12 protein-coding genes are annotated in these 14,147 nt (G+C 62.9%); 7 read left to right on the forward strand and 5 right to left on the reverse strand.

Translation table 11 applies throughout. The features are described 5' to 3' along the window. The first annotated feature begins 49 nt into the window (after positions 1-49). Both RW095_RS18275 and RW095_RS18280 read left to right on the forward strand, forming a co-directional pair. Positions 50-1,639, forward strand: coding sequence for an aspartate:alanine exchanger family transporter (locus RW095_RS18275; RefSeq protein WP_317017399.1), 1,590 nt, complete (start codon positions 50-52; stop codon positions 1,637-1,639). 73 nt (positions 1,640-1,712) lie between these two features. After that, positions 1,713-2,705, forward strand: coding sequence for a 2-hydroxyacid dehydrogenase (locus RW095_RS18280; RefSeq protein WP_317017401.1), 993 nt, complete (start codon positions 1,713-1,715; stop codon positions 2,703-2,705). 85 nt (positions 2,706-2,790) lie between these two features. On the opposite strand, the gene RW095_RS18285 is transcribed toward RW095_RS18280, so the two are convergent. From RW095_RS18285 to RW095_RS18295, 3 genes are all read right to left on the reverse strand, one after another. Further along, complete coding sequence (locus tag RW095_RS18285; RefSeq protein WP_317017402.1) at positions 2,791-3,369, reverse strand: YceI family protein; 579 nt, start codon at positions 3,367-3,369, stop codon at positions 2,791-2,793. 60 nt (positions 3,370-3,429) lie between these two features. Then, complete coding sequence (locus RW095_RS18290; protein ID WP_317017404.1) at positions 3,430-3,993, reverse strand: YceI family protein; 564 nt, start codon at positions 3,991-3,993, stop codon at positions 3,430-3,432. A gap of 94 nt (positions 3,994-4,087) precedes the next feature. Next, the gene (locus RW095_RS18295) at positions 4,088-4,648 is read right to left on the reverse strand and encodes a cytochrome b (RefSeq protein WP_317017405.1); all 561 of its coding nucleotides are present in this window, start codon (positions 4,646-4,648) and stop codon (positions 4,088-4,090) included. 222 nt (positions 4,649-4,870) lie between these two features. Between RW095_RS18295 and RW095_RS18300 the strand changes: the two genes are divergently transcribed. Further along, the gene (locus RW095_RS18300) at positions 4,871-6,121 is read left to right on the forward strand and encodes an arsenic transporter (protein WP_317017406.1); all 1,251 of its coding nucleotides are present in this window, start codon (positions 4,871-4,873) and stop codon (positions 6,119-6,121) included. A gap of 65 nt (positions 6,122-6,186) precedes the next feature. Here the strand turns inward: RW095_RS18300 and RW095_RS18305 are convergent, their stop codons facing one another. Together RW095_RS18305 and RW095_RS18310 are read right to left on the reverse strand one after the other, a co-directional pair. Beyond that, positions 6,187-7,095 carry a formate/nitrite transporter family protein gene (locus RW095_RS18305; RefSeq protein WP_317017407.1) on the reverse strand — a complete coding sequence of 303 codons (909 nt, stop codon included), beginning with the start codon at positions 7,093-7,095 and terminating at the stop codon, positions 6,187-6,189. Then, the gene (locus RW095_RS18310; RefSeq protein ID WP_394365095.1) at positions 7,092-7,403 is read right to left on the reverse strand and encodes a hypothetical protein; all 312 of its coding nucleotides are present in this window, start codon (positions 7,401-7,403) and stop codon (positions 7,092-7,094) included. Before RW095_RS18310 ends, RW095_RS18305 begins: the two co-directional genes overlap by 4 nt. A 427-nt stretch (positions 7,404-7,830) precedes the next feature. Between RW095_RS18310 and RW095_RS18315 the strand changes: the two genes are divergently transcribed. The 4 genes from RW095_RS18315 (at position 7,831) to RW095_RS18330 (ending at position 14,134) form a co-directional block, all read left to right on the forward strand. Continuing rightward, the gene (locus RW095_RS18315; protein ID WP_317017410.1) at positions 7,831-8,121 is read left to right on the forward strand and encodes an EF-hand domain-containing protein; all 291 of its coding nucleotides are present in this window, start codon (positions 7,831-7,833) and stop codon (positions 8,119-8,121) included. A gap of 122 nt (positions 8,122-8,243) precedes the next feature. Continuing rightward, positions 8,244-9,815, forward strand: coding sequence for an efflux transporter outer membrane subunit (locus RW095_RS18320; protein WP_317017411.1), 1,572 nt, complete (start codon positions 8,244-8,246; stop codon positions 9,813-9,815). Between the two features lie 18 nt (positions 9,816-9,833). Then, a complete protein-coding gene (locus RW095_RS18325; RefSeq protein ID WP_317017413.1) occupies positions 9,834-11,006 on the forward strand; it encodes an efflux RND transporter periplasmic adaptor subunit in 1,173 nt (390 codons plus the stop codon). Next, positions 11,003-14,134 carry an efflux RND transporter permease subunit gene (locus RW095_RS18330; protein WP_317017414.1) on the forward strand — a complete coding sequence of 1,044 codons (3,132 nt, stop codon included), beginning with the start codon at positions 11,003-11,005 and terminating at the stop codon, positions 14,132-14,134. Before RW095_RS18325 ends, RW095_RS18330 begins: the two co-directional genes overlap by 4 nt. Positions 14,135-14,147 lie beyond the last annotated feature (13 nt).

Below are 14,147 nucleotides of genomic sequence, written 5' to 3' on the forward strand. Positions count from 1 at the left end.
TTAAGTTTTATGTACTGCAGTATTGCTTTGTCGATCATCGGGAGGCGGCATGGATGCAGTCAGAACCTTCGTCGAAAGTCAGCCGCTTTTCGCGCTCTTTTTTACCATTGCGGTTGGTTACCTGATCGGCGAAATCAATGTGAAGGGCGTGGCTCTCGGTTCCGGAGCCGTGTTGTTCGTTGGACTGGCGCTCGGCGCGTTCGCGCCGAAATCCACACCGCCGGCACTGCTCGGCACGCTCGGTCTGTTGATGTTTCTTTATGGCATCGGCATTCAGTATGGCGCGCAGTTCTTTCGCGGGCTCACGAGCCGCGAGGGCATGAAGGCCAATGCAGCCGCGTGTCTCGGTGTGATCGCTTCGGGTCTCGTCGCGTGCGGCTTGATCCATTTCGGCATTTCGCTCGCGGATGCTCTCGGCATGTTCGCGGGCAGCGGCACGAGCACGGCGAGCTTGCAGGTTGCGATCGCGGCTATGAAGAGCAACGATGCCGCCGTGGGCTATAGCGTTGCATATCCGTTCGGCGTGGCCGGCCCGATTCTCTTCATCTATGCGCTGAAGCTGGCCCTGAAAGTCGACATACGCAAGCCGCCCGCGAAGGTGTTGGAGACTGCGGAAATCGCGCTACACAACGCGGCTCTCTTCGGTGTGAAAGTGTCGGATCTGTTGGCACGCCTGCCTGGCGGAGTGGCAGTCGCGGCCGTGCGGCGCGCGCATCACAACCAGCTCGTCACCGACGATTTCATTCTGCGCGGTGACGACGTCCTCCTCGTCACCGCGACGGACCCCCGCCTGCTCGACGAAGCAACGGCGCTTTGCGGCGAGTTGCAGCCCGGCCGAATCGCGAGTCATCGGGAAGACCTGGACTATATGCGCGTGTTCGCATCGAATCCGGCGGTCGTCGGAATGCCGCTGCGCAGTCTGCGCTACCCCGAAGGCGTGAACTGCTCGGTCGCACACGTGCGGCGCGGGGACATCGATCTGCTATCCACTCCAGACCTCATTCTCGAAGCGGGCGACAGGGTCGGCCTGTTGGTCAATCGCGCGCACCAGGCGAGCGTTCGGGCGTTCTTCGGCGATTCGATCAAAAGCACGGCCGACCTCAGTTTCATTTGTCTAGGCATAGGCGCGGCCGCGGGGCTGCTAGTCGGCGCGATACCGCTGCGCTTTCCTGGTCTCGGCGCGTTCAGCCTGGGCCTCGCGGCGTTGCTGCTGGTCGCGCTCTGTCTGGGGAAGGCCCGCCGCACCGGCCCGTTCGTCTGGGTGATGCCGCTTTCGGCCAATCTCGTGCTGCGCAATCTCGGGCTCACGATCTTCCTCGCGCAAGTGGGCATCGCTTGCGGACCCAAGTTCATCTCGACCGTGAGCACCGCCGGGCCGCTGTTGCTGCTCTATGGCGTGATTACGCTGCTGGTGCTCGTCGGCGTGACGGCTATATGTTGCCTGTGGATCTTCAGGCTGTCGTTCGACACGTCGGTCGGCGTGATATGCGGCGCGACCGGCAACCCGGCGATTCTGGCGTTCGCCAACCGCGTTGCGCCGACCGATCAGCCCGACATCATGTACGCAATGATTTTCCCGTCGATGACGATCGTGAAGGTGCTGTTCGTGCAGATCGCAATAGCGATTGCGGCCGGCTGAGCGTAGCTGCACAGACCGGCACTACGTGAGCAGACGTGACCGAAGTCGGCCCTCGATACACAAGGAGTCCATCATGGAAGTGGCGATCTTCAGCTCGACGCGCTATGAACGCCGGTATCTCAACGAGGCGAACAGAAGCGGTGAGCACAAGCTGCATTACTTCGACGTCTTGCTGGAGCAGGACACTGCCGGTCTTGCCGCCGGTTACGGCGCGGTCTGCATCTTCGTCAACGACAAGGCGGACGCGCCGGTACTGACCGCACTGCACGAGGGTGGAACGCGTCTGCTCGCGTTGCGCTGCACGGGCTACAACAACGTGGATCTCGAGGCGGCGAAAAGGCTCGGCATCAAGGTGGTGCGCGTCGTGACCTATTCGCCGAACTCCGTGGCGGAGCACGCTGTGGCGCTACTGCTCGCCGTCAACCGCAAGGTCCACCGTGCGTACAATCGCACCCGCGACTCGAATTTTTCACTGGAGGGGCTGACCGGCTTCGATCTTTTCGGCAAGACGGTTGCGGTGGTCGGAACGGGCAAGATTGGCTGCGTGTTCGCGAAGATCATGCTCGGCTTCGGCTGCAGGGTGATCGGCTTCGATCCGCACCCGTCGGCGGAATTCGAGGCGCTGGGTCTCAGCTATGCGAACCCGGGCGAGATCGGGGAACAAGCCGACATCATTTCGCTGCATTGTCCCCTCACGCCCACGACACACCACATCATCAATTCCGAAACGCTCAAACGCGCGAAGCCGGGCGCGATACTGGTCAACACTAGCCGGGGCGGCCTGATCGACACGGAGGCCGCTATCGAAGCGTTGAAGACCGGTCAGCTCGGCGGGCTTGGAATCGACGTGTACGAACAGGAGAGTAGTCTCTTCTTTCGCGATCGCTCCAGCGAGATCATCACCGACGACGTCATTCAGCGCCTCGTCTCGTTTCCAAACGTCATCGTCACCGGGCATCAGGCCTATCTGACGCACGAGGCACTGACGACCATTTGCGAAACCACGCTCGAAAGCGTCTCGGCGTTCGAGAAGAATTTGCCTTTGCAGAACGAGGTGGTCGGATAGAGGCAAAGCGTGGTCGCGTTTTGCTGACCGCGCGGGCGAGGGCGTGCGTCAGCCACGCAGGCGCCTTGCAGCGCCCGTCATGACTTTACTGCTTGATGCCTTCGGCCTGAATGTGCAGCGTGGTCTGCATCTTGAAGCCGTAGGTCTTGCCGAAGTCGACGCCGAAGTCATCGCGGTTGAAGGTTGCGGTGGACTCGGTGCCGCACACTTCGCGCTTGAGCATCGGGTTCACGAAGCACTTGAACGACTCGATCTTCAGGTTGACCGGCCTGGTCACGCCATGCATGGTCAGCGTGCCGATCACTTCCACCGGCTTGTCGCCGTCGAAGCGGATTTGCGTGCCCTTGTAGGTCGCTCTCGGGTACGTCGCGACGTCGAAGAACTTGTCGCCGACCAGTTCGGAATCGAGCTTGTCATTGCCGATATCCACCGAGCTCATGTCGATCGTCACGTCGACCGTGCCGGTCTTTGCCGCGCGGTCGAGCACAACGGTGCCGCTGCTCTTCTTGAACTTGCCGCGCCAGATCGACACGCCGCCGAAGTGATCGGTTTCGAAGCTGGGGTACGTGTGGGTCGGATCGAGCTGGTAGGTGTCGGCGGCCATTGCGTTGAACGACAATGCGGTGGCGAGCGCGCCGGCGGCGAGCAGGAATTGTTTCTTCAAGATGTTCTCCAGGTTTTCGAAAGTGCTATGACGCTTGAGGTTTTACTTCGGTATTTCTAGTCACTTCTTCGAAGCGACGATGTGAAATTTGATGACGACTTCATCGGCTACGACGGACGTGTCCTTCCATTCGCCGGTGCCAACGTCGTACTGCGAGCGTTTGATAGGCAGTGAGCCGTCGAACGTCTGCGTCGGGCCATGGCTTGCAATAGTGACGGGCACCACCACGGTCTGCGATTTGCCCTTGATGGTCAGCTTGCCGGTGATCTTGTACTGATTGCCGCCCGTCGGCGCGATCGCGCTGGAAACAAATGTCGCGGCCGGATACGTGGCGCTGTCGAACCATTCCTTGCCTTGCGCCTGCTTGTTGTAGTCGTCCGCGCCGAGGTCGTAGCTGCCGGTGTCGATCGACACGTTCGCGCTTCCTGCGGCCGGCTTCGCCGGATCGAACGACAGTTGCGCCGAAAACTTCCTGAACTTGCCGTCGACGGGCACGTTCATCTGCTTTGTCGTGGCGATTACGGTGCTTTTGCTCGTGTCGACGTCCGCGTGCGCGAGGCCCACACCGAACAGCGAAAGGGCGGCGACGCCGGCGAGGATGGAGTGATGGAGTGTGTTTTTCATGGTGATACGCATCCTATCGAACCCGTGGGCGTCCATTGCACACAGCGGGGAGTTTGATTGCCAACAGGCTGTAGCGAATGGGCGCCGATGAGTGTTACTTGAGGAACGGAATCATCCGCGCGAGCAGTCCGTCGCGGTCGACAAACTGATGCTTCAGCGCCGCGAGCACATGCATGGCGACCAGCGCGAGCAGCGTGTAATTGAGCAGCACGTGTACCGTGCGCAGCGTGGCCTTGAGCGCCTGATCGGGGCCAATGAAAGTCGGCAGCGGCACGATGCCGAGATACACCACCTGAATTCCCGCCGCCGAGCTGTACAGATAGCCCGACACCGGAATCGCCAGCATCAGCACATACAGCAGACCGTGCACGACATGGGCCGCCGCCTTTTGCCACGCGGGCGTTGCGCTCTCCAGAGCCGGCGCGCGATGCGTCGCTCGCCACAACACGCGGGCCACGGCGAGCATCAACACGGTGACGCCGATCCATTTGTGCCATGAGAAATACTTGAGTTTCGTCGGCGTGAAGCCGGGAATGTCCGTCATGATCCAGCCCAGATAAAAGCCGCCGACGATCAGCACGGCGATCAGCCAGTGCAGGGCGATTGCGGCGCCGTGGTAACGGCTTGTATTGGTGCGGCGGGACATGTCGTTCATACTCGTCGGTCAGGCGTCGTGGCGGTGACTGCGAATAGTAGGCAGGTCAATGAAGACTGAATAGGCGGGCGCGCGAGAACACATTGTTGTACTGGTGACGTTAATGCCGTTCTGGCTCGCGACTTGCAACGGCGGGCGAAGGCAAGCTGAGCCGGGGCCGAGTTGGGGTATCCTGCGCACCGGGCCTTGCCCACGTACAACCATCCATTCAGGGCTTTCGTTGTGACTTCGATTTTCCTTTCATGGGGTATCGCCGCCTTCGCGACGGCCGGCGTGATCACCCGACCCTTCAAATGGCCAGAAGCGGTGTGGGCCGTGGCCGGCGCGCTGCTGCTGGTTTCGCTCGGGCTGTTGCCGTTGCATCTCGCGGTCGAAGCCGTCGGCAAGGGCACCGACGTCTACCTGTTTCTGTCCGGCATGATGCTGCTCTCGGAGGTCGGGCGCCGCGAGGGGCTGTTCGACTGGGTCGCGGTGCTTGCCGTCAACCATGCGCAAGGTTCGCCGCGCAAGCTTTTCCTGCTGGTCTATCTGGTCGGGGTGGTCATTACCGCCTTTCTTTCGAACGACGCGACCGCGGTCGTCCTCACGCCGGCTGTGTTCGCCGCCGCGAAGAAGGCGAAGACCGATCCACTGCCCTTGTTGTTCGTGTGCGCGTTCATTGCAAACGCAGCCAGCTTCGTGCTGCCGATCTCCAATCCGGCCAATATCGTGCTGTACGGCAATCACACGCCCGCGCTTGTGCCGTGGCTGATGCGCTTCGCGCTGCCGTCGCTGCTGTCGATCGTCGCCACGTATATGCTGCTGCGCTGGACGCAGCGCAAGGCGCTTGCCGGCAGATGCGAGGCGAACCTCGAGCCGCTTCGGCTTTCGTCGAGCGGACGCGTGGCGCTCGCCGGCATCGCGGTCACGGCCGTCGTGCTGCTGGCGGTGTCGGCGTTCGACATTCAGTTGGGGCTGCCCACTGCGATACTCGGCGCGGCGACCGCGCTCGTCGTACTGATCCAGGAGCGCAAATCGCCGCTGCCGATGATCCGCGAGATATCGTGGAGCGTGCTGCCGCTCGTGGCCGCGCTGTTCGTTCTCGTCGAAATGCTCGACTACACCGGCGTGATCAGCATGCTCGCAGCGCTAACGCGCACGGCCGCCGCGCACAACGAAATGACAACGGCGGGGTGGGCCGGCAGCGCCATCGCGATCGGCAGCAATCTGATGAACAATCTGCCTGCCGGCCTGATCGCCAGTTCCACGGTGATGCAGGCGCATAGCCCGGAGCGCGTGATCGACGCGCTGCTGATCGGCGTCGACCTCGGACCCAACATGTCGATCACCGGTTCGCTTGCGACCATTCTTTGGCTCAACGCGATTCGCCGCGAAGGCGAGGACGTGAGCTTCATGAAGTTCCTGAAGGTCGGCGTCGTGGTCATGCTGCCCGCGCTGGTGCTCGCGCTCGGCGCACGCATTCTGACCGGCTGACGCGCCGGCTCCTCAAGAGGGCCGCCGCGCGTCATGCGCCAGGCGGCCCCGGGTACCTTGCCCGCTTAGCGATGGCCGTTGATTTCCGGCGCAATGGCCGCGTGATTGAGCAGCGCAACCAGCGACATCCCGCCCACGGTATTGCCCACCAGCGTCGGCACGAGGAAGCGCAAGAAGTAGTCGTGCAGGCTGGCATCGCCGCTCAGGAACGCATAAGCAACCTCCGTCGATCCGGCGATGATGTGCGAAAGATGGCTGACGGCGACCACATAGGTAATCAGCAGCACGGTCAACAGGCGCCCCGAGCGCGCGCTCGGCAACAGCCACACCATCAGTGCGATCAGCCAGCCCGCGAAGACCGCCTTGACCATGGTCGGCAGCATGTGTTCCGAGCCGACCGCCGCGCGCGACACGTCGCCGAATGCATTCACCACCGCGGGCGAGAAGACATCGGGAATGCGTAGCATCGCCGCGAAGATCCATGTGCTGATGAGGTTGAAGACGAGCACCACGGCCCATAGACGCATCGCTTTAAGCAGCGTGAGCGGATCGCGCCGCGTCAATACGGGCAGCACCACGGTCAGCGTGCTCTCGGTAAAAAGCTGCTGCCGCCCCATGATGACGAGCACGAAACCCATCGAGTAACCGAAGCTCGACACCAGATGGCGCCATGGCGTGTCCGGCAAGCCGGCTTCGAGCACGGCTTGCGTGAGAAACGAAAAGCCCATGGACAGACCGGCGGCGAGCGACGACCAGATCAACGCGCCGATGGTCCGCTCAAGCGCGGCTTCGCCCTCCTCGCGGACGATCTCATGCAGCACGAGCGCGTGCGGGGCGGTGTGATGTGCCGCCTGGTCCTGCTCGCCCTCGTTCAGATGCGGCGAGTCCGCGCCGGCGTCCTCGGCGCGCGGCGCACCGTTGCGGGCCGTTGCAACGGGTGCTTTCTGTTGCGGTTCCTTAGTCGCTTCAGTCATGAACGGCCGTCCTTCGAGCGCCCGCCGGGCGCTTCGTAGACGGCTTCTTCGGAACCCCGCAGCACGCCGAGCACGGCTTCGAGACGCGCCAGCCGGGCCCGTTGCACCGGCACCAGCGACGCACGCGACAGCAGGCGCAGGCGGTTTTCCCAATACGAAAGAGGGATGCGGTCATTGACCGAAATCCGCACTAACACGAGTTCGAGATGGGCGATCTCGCTGTCCAGGTTCGGGTAGTTCATCGACGTGATCCGGGAAAAAGAGGTGAACGGCAAACCAGCTCCGGCACTACTTGTATGGGTGAGCAAGTAGTGTTCCCCCGATTCCTCAGGACAAGGGGAATTCACCAGGCGTTCTTGCAGTCCGCATGTCGTATGCTCAAGCACGCGCCATTGCCGCTATCGGCCTGTCCCATCACGGAGCGGCGCGAGATCAGAATTACGCAAATCGTCGCCAGACGGTAGCACTCGTTCATTTCATTCGATGTCACGCCGCGGCCGTCGCCGCGCGCGGCAATGGACAGCTGTAACCGACATTACGCGGCAACAAACGGCGGCAACAGGGCGACACTCCGCCATGCGCCCGGCGCTTCCCAACGCTGCCGGCGCTTCATGACATTAATCGACATAACTCTGCAATTGCTTTGCGGCATTGGTTCCACAAGAATTCGGCCTGTCATTGAACGGATCGCGGCACAAGCAGGCGACGCTCGGTGGCTTATCGAAGGAGTCAGTCATGAGAAAATTGCTCGCCGCCGTCCTGCTGTGCTGCGCGTCCACCGTCACGTTCGCTCAGGCCGCGCCGCAAGGCGGCAATCCGCAGCGCATGGAGCGCATGGTTGCGCAGCTGCAAACGCGTTTTGCGAATGCCAATACCACGCATGACGGCAAGCTCACGAAAGAGCAGGCCGTGGCCGGCATGCCGATGGTCGCAAGCCACTTCGACGAGATCGACACGCAGAAGCTCGGCTACGTCACGTTGCCGGAGATCGAGGCATATATGCGCGAACGCGGTGCAGCGCACTAAACGGCGCACCAAACGGTGCACTGAGCGGCGCGCATTGCCGCGATACCGCACGACGCCGGCGCCGCGCGCTTGCCCCAGCCGTCATGAACCCCTCACCCAGCCATTGACGCCCGATTCACGCGATGAAGCCTGCTACGTCAAGCCGTTTGCGTCTTGTAAGCGCATCGATCGTCGTGTCGATGGGCACGGCGCTGAGCGGTTGCATCAGCGTTGGCCCGGACTTCAAGGAGCCCGACGTCACGCTGGAGAACCAGTGGCTGGAGAGCTTGCCGCCTGCAGTGCAGAGCGCGCCCGCCGCTCAGGCCGCGTGGTGGAAAGCGTTCAACGATCCGGTGCTGAGCGCCCTCGAACAACGCGCTTATGAGCGCAACCTGTCGCTGCAGGTAGCGGGTCTGCATATCTTCAAGGCGCGGGCACAGCTTGCGATCAGCGCGGAAAATCTCCTGCCGCAATCGGGCAGCGCGTCGGTTGGCGCGAGCCATATCAACACGAGCGGGGTCGGGCCGATACCGCCGGCTCATTTATGGGCCGAGCATCTGCACGTGAACGCAGGGTGGGAGATCGATTTCTGGGGTAAATACCGCCGGCAGATCGAATCGGATCGTGCGCAATTGCGCGTGTCCGAGGCGGCGTACGACAACGCGTTGGTGTCCATGTTCGCCGATGTCGCCAACGCATACATCGACCTGCGCGCGCTGGAGCAGCGCATCGTCGTGGCCCGGCAGAACCTCAAGTCCGTTCAGGACAGCCTCACGCTCACGCAGGCGCGCTACAAACGCGGCGCGTCGAGCCAGCTCGACGTCGAGCAGGCCGCCACGCTGGTAGCCGAAACCGAGGCGCAGATTCCGCCGCTCATCAAGGCGCGCGTGCAGGATCGCGACACGCTCGCGGTGCTGCTCGCCGATCCGCCCGACGCTGTCGACGCGCAACTGAAAGGCAGCAGTGCGATCCCCGTGCCGCCCACCCAGATCGACGTAGGCATTCCCGCCGATTTATTGCGGCGCCGTCCCGACGTGCGTCAGGCTGCGCTCAACGCGGCGGCGCAGTCGGCGCTGATCGGCGCGGCGAAGGCGAAGCTGTATCCGTCGTTATCGCTGACGGGACTGTTCGGCTTGTCATCCGGCGAACAGCATGGCATTGGACTAACGCAATGGGGCGGCAAGACGATTGGCCTCTTTTCGGCGGGCATTTCGTTACCCATTCTCGACCGGGCGCAATTGCAGAACGCGGTGCGAATTCAGGACGCGGCGTTCCAGGAAGCGGTGCTCGACTATCAAAACACAGTGCTGCAAGCGCAGAAAGAAGTGGAAGACGCGATTGCCGCGCTTCGCACATCGCTCGATGCGCTCGCGGCGTCGTCGCGCGCTTCTGACGCATCGCAGCGCGCATTGCGGCTTGCCAACATCCAGTATCGCTCCGGCTCCGTGACTTACGACTCGGTGCTGGACGCTTCACGCTCGGCGTTGCGCGACGGCGATTCGCTCGCGCAGAACCAGGGGATTGCAGCGCTTGCGGCGGTGTCGCTGTATCGCGCACTCGGCGGAGGATGGGAAGTCGCGCAAGGTCAGCAGGTGGTGAGCGAACGGATCGCCGGAGAGATGGCGCGGCGCACGGATTGGGGACGTCTGTTGAACCCGCCTGCCAATTCCGCGCTGGCGCGCGCGAGCGCGAACTCGCCGGCGGACAGTAAATAACGACGCGGGAATAACAACATGGCCAAACGAAGAGGAGTGGGCGAGGGCACAGCGAATGCCTATGTGCTGACAGAGCCGCGATGTCCCGCGTTTCGGGCCGCATCGTACCGCCCGTTTAGCGCCGTGCCTTGCGTCGCCCTGCTGACGGCGTTAATCGCTGTATTGAGCGGATGCCACGACGACAACGCGCCAGCTGCACAGACCGCGCCGTTGCCGCAAGTCATCGTCATGCGCCCCGAGTCGCGCGAGGTGCGCGACCAACTCGATCTGACCGGCAGCGTCGCACCGTCGGCAACGGTCACGCTGGTCGCGCGCGTTCAGGGCGTACTAAAGGAAATCGGCTTCACGGACGGCGCTAATGTGAAGCAAGGGCAACTGCTGTTTCGCATCGAGCCGGACACATACCGCGCGCAACTCGTCTACGACCAGGCCTCGCTCGATAACGCCAACCAGGAACTGACGCGCCAGAAGGAGCTCACGTCGGACAACGCGACTTCGGAGTCGTCGCTGCAAAAGGCGCAGACCACCCGCGACCAGGCGCTTGCGAAGCGCGACATGTCGCGCATCAACCTTGGCTACACAGAAATACGCGCACCGTTCGCGGGCCGCATCGGCGCGCGCGCGTTCGACGTCGGCAACGTGGTGGGCGGATCGGATTCGACCAGGCTCGCCACGCTGGATCGCATCCAGCCGGTATATGTGAACTTCACGCTGAACGAGCGCGACGCGAATCGCATCGGCCTCTTCACGCGAGCGCCGCGCAGCGTGCGCGTCAATCTGATCGGCGCCAAGCCGGAGCAAGGCGAGGACGCCGCGCTCGAATTCGTCGATACGCGAGTCGATCCGGCGAGCGGCGCGATCAAGCTTCGCGCCGATATCGAGAATCGCGACGCGCATCTGATCCCGGGCATGTCGGTCGAGGTGCATATTCCGGCGGGTGCGCCGCAAAAGGTGCTGCTCGTGCCGGATACCGCGTTGCTGCGTGAGCAGGCCGGCGCATCGGTGCTGGTCGTGAACGCCGGCGGCGTGATCGAGAAGCGCGGCGTCACGACGGGCAGCCTGTACGGTTCGCTGCGCGCGATCAAAAGCGGGCTCGGTGCGTCGGACCGGGTCGTGACCGGCGGGGGCCTCGCCGTCGCGCCGGGCATCAAGGTGCAGACAGTCGATGCCGTAGCGCAGGGCCGTTCATGATTCGCTTCTTCGTCGAGCGCCCCGTATTCGCCAACGTGATTGCGTTGATCGCGATGCTGCTCGGCGCGGTCGCGCTCATCAATCTGCCCATCGCGCAATATCCGCCGATCACGCCGCCTACTGTGCAGGTAGTCGCGCACTTTCCGGGCGCGAGCGCGACGACGGTGATCGACCGCGTCGCGTTGCCGATAGAAGCACAGGTCAACGGAGTGGAAAACGCGCTGTACATGCAGTCGACCAGTACGAACGACGGCACCTACACGCTCACCGTCACGTTCGCCGTGGGCACCGACGTCGACAAGGCGCAGGTGCTCGTGCAGAACCGTGTGTCGGCCGCCACCGCGCAACTGCCCCAGGCAGTGCAGCAACAGGGCGTGACCGTGAGGAAGCGCTCCACCGCGATTCTGCAGTTGTACACGCTGCAATCGCCGGACCCGAAATACGATTCGCTCTTTCTCAGCAACTACGCGGTCATTTATCTGCGCGACACACTTGCGCGTTTGCCGGGCGTCGGCGACGTGACCGTGTTCGGCACCGGGCAGTACAGCATGCGCGTCTGGCTCGATCCGCAAAAGCTCAGCGAGCGCAATCTGAGCGCTGCCGACGTCATGCAGGCCATACAGAGCCAGAGCAAGGACGTGAGCGCGGGCCAGCTCGGCTCGGAACCGAACGCGGGCGGCCGGGCGTTCCAGCTCACCGTGACGATGCGCGGCGTGCTTTCCAATCCCCATGAATTCGACGACATCATCGTGAAGGCGGATTCTAACGACGGCGGCCACTTCGTGCGCATTCGCGATGTGGGGCGCACCGAGCTCGGCTCGTCGAGCTACGGCCAGTTCTTCAATCTCGACGGCAAGCCCGCGGCCGGTATCGCCATCTATCAGTTGCCCGAAGCAAATGCGCTCGAGGTCGGCAATGCGGTAAAGGCGACCATGGCGCGCCTCGCGAAAGACATGCCAAAGGGCGTCACCTATCAATTGCCCTTCGATACGACGACCTTCGTGCGGCAATCCGTGATCGACGTGTACAAGACGCTCTTCGAGGCGGCGTTGCTCGTGCTCGCGGTGATCCTGCTGTTTCTGCAAAACTGGCGCGCGATGCTCGTGCCCGCCACGACGATTCCCGTCACGATCGTCGGCACGTTCGGCGCCATCTACATGATGGGCTTCTCGATCAATCTGCTGACGCTGTTCGCGATCGTGCTTGCGATCGGCATTGTCGTGGACGATGCAATCGTCGTCGTCGAAGGCATCACGCAGCATATCGAGCAGGGCAAGACGCCGAAGCAGGCCGCCATCGACGCCATGCATGAATTGCTCGGCCCGATCATCGGCATTACGCTCGTGCTCGTGTCCGTGTTTCTGCCTTCCGCGTTTCTTGGCGGCGTCACCGGCCAGATGTACCGGCAGTTCGCGCTCGTGGTGGTCGCGACCACGGTCATCAGCGCGATCAATGCGGTGACGCTCAAGCCGGTGCAGAGCGTGCGCTGGCTGCGGCACCAGCGGCCTGGCAAACCGAACGTGGTGTACCGCGTGTTCGACAGGGCCTATGCGCGCGTGGAGAGCGGCTACGTCAAGGTGGTTTCGTGGTTCGTTGCGCGCTGCAAGCTCGCGCTCGTTATCGCGCTCGCGCTCGGCGCGGCATCGGCGTTCCTGCTGACGCGCGTGCCGACCAGTTTCATTCCGCTCGAAGATCAGGGGTACATGCTGATCGCCGCGCAACTCGCCGACGCGGCATCGCTCGGGCGAACACGCGAGGCCAGCACTCAGATCGAGAAGCGCATCGGCGCGATTCCCGGCGTGAGTCATGTGGTGTCCATTGGCGGTATATCGCCGCTCGATAACAACGCGTCGGTGCCGAATTCCGCGCTGATTTACGTAACGCTCGACGACTGGAGCAAGCGCGGCAAGGGCGAAGACCTGCGCTCGCTGTATCTGCGTATGAACAGGGAGCTGGCGAAGCTGCCCGACGTGCGCTCGGTCGTGATCGTGCCGCCGCCGATCCAGGGGATCGGCAACAGCGGCGGCGTGCAGATGCAGGTGATGCTCACCGACGGCTCGCAGAACTATCGACGGCTGCAAAGCGCGACGGATGCGCTGATCGCGAGCGTGTCGAAACGTCCGGAACTGCAGCGCGTGTTCAGTCCGTTTCGCGCCTCGGTGCCGAGCGTCGAACTGACGCTCGACCGCACGAAGGCGGAATCGCTGCAAGTGCCGGTCGGCAACGTATTCGATCTTCTGCAAGACTACGTGGGCTCGGCCTACGTCAATCAGTTCACCGCATTCAATCACACGTTCCCCGTATTCGTGCAGGCGGACGGCGCGTTTCGCCGCGAGACCGACGACATTCGCCGCTTGCAGATTCGCAGCAACAGCGGACATATGGTCGAATTGGGCACTTTCATCGATGCCCATACGAGCGTCGGTCCGGCGGTCGCGACGCTTTATAACCTTGCACCGGCGGCGGCCATCAACGGCAATCCGGCGAGCGGCTACAGCACCGGGGACGCGATCCGGGCTTTCGAGCAGGAAGCCGCTCGCATCCTGCCGGCCGGCGTTGGTTATGAATGGACGGCGATGTCGTATCAGGAGAAGCTGGTAGGCAACTCTGCTTACTGGGTCTTCGCAGTGGGTGTGCTGCTCGTGTTCTGCGTGCTCGCCGCGCAATATGAAAGCTGGCTGTTGCCGGTCGCGGTCGTGCTCGCGGTGCCGCTCGCGTTGCTCGGCACGGCCGGCACGCTTGCACTGCTCGGCGCCGCGAATAATCTGTACACGCAGATCGGCCTCGTTCTGTTGATCGCGTTGTCGGCGAAGAACGCGATTCTGATCGTCGAGTTCGCTCGGCATTTGCGCACGCAAGGCGTAGGCATTGCGGAGGCCGCCGTAGAAGCCGCGCGCCTGCGTTTTCGGCCCATCATGATGACGTCGTTCGCGTTCATTCTCGGCGTCGTGCCGCTCGTGATAGCCACCGGCGCCAGTGCGAGCGCGCGCCGCTCGCTCGGTATCGCGGTGTTCTCCGGTATGCTCGCTTCCACGTGCATTGCCGTGCTGTTCATTCCGTCGTTCTACGTGCTGTTGCAGCGCATTGCCGAACGCCAGGCCGCGCGCAGGACACGAAACGATGTCTGAAACGAGGAGCTTT

This window comes from Paraburkholderia kirstenboschensis, assembly GCF_032806925.1.
In the GTDB taxonomy this organism is placed as follows: domain Bacteria; phylum Pseudomonadota; class Gammaproteobacteria; order Burkholderiales; family Burkholderiaceae; genus Paraburkholderia; species Paraburkholderia kirstenboschensis.

Bases quoted from the DNA above. Each gene is read 5' to 3' on its own strand.
- RW095_RS18275 (WP_317017399.1), top strand. From the start codon at position 50: ATGGATGCAGTCAGAACCTTCGTCGAAAGTCAGCCGCTTTTCGCGCTC.
- RW095_RS18280 (WP_317017401.1), top strand. From the start codon at position 1,713: ATGGAAGTGGCGATCTTCAGCTCGACGCGCTATGAACGCCGGTATCTC.
- RW095_RS18290 (WP_317017404.1), bottom strand. From the start codon at position 3,993: ATGAAAAACACACTCCATCACTCCATCCTCGCCGGCGTCGCCGCCCTT.
- RW095_RS18295 (WP_317017405.1), bottom strand. From the start codon at position 4,648: ATGAACGACATGTCCCGCCGCACCAATACAAGCCGTTACCACGGCGCC.
- RW095_RS18305 (WP_317017407.1), bottom strand. From the start codon at position 7,095: ATGACTGAAGCGACTAAGGAACCGCAACAGAAAGCACCCGTTGCAACG.
- RW095_RS18315 (WP_317017410.1), top strand. From the start codon at position 7,831: ATGAGAAAATTGCTCGCCGCCGTCCTGCTGTGCTGCGCGTCCACCGTC.
- RW095_RS18320 (WP_317017411.1), top strand. From the start codon at position 8,244: ATGAAGCCTGCTACGTCAAGCCGTTTGCGTCTTGTAAGCGCATCGATC.
- RW095_RS18325 (WP_317017413.1), top strand. From the start codon at position 9,834: ATGGCCAAACGAAGAGGAGTGGGCGAGGGCACAGCGAATGCCTATGTG.
- RW095_RS18330 (WP_317017414.1), top strand. From the start codon at position 11,003: ATGATTCGCTTCTTCGTCGAGCGCCCCGTATTCGCCAACGTGATTGCG.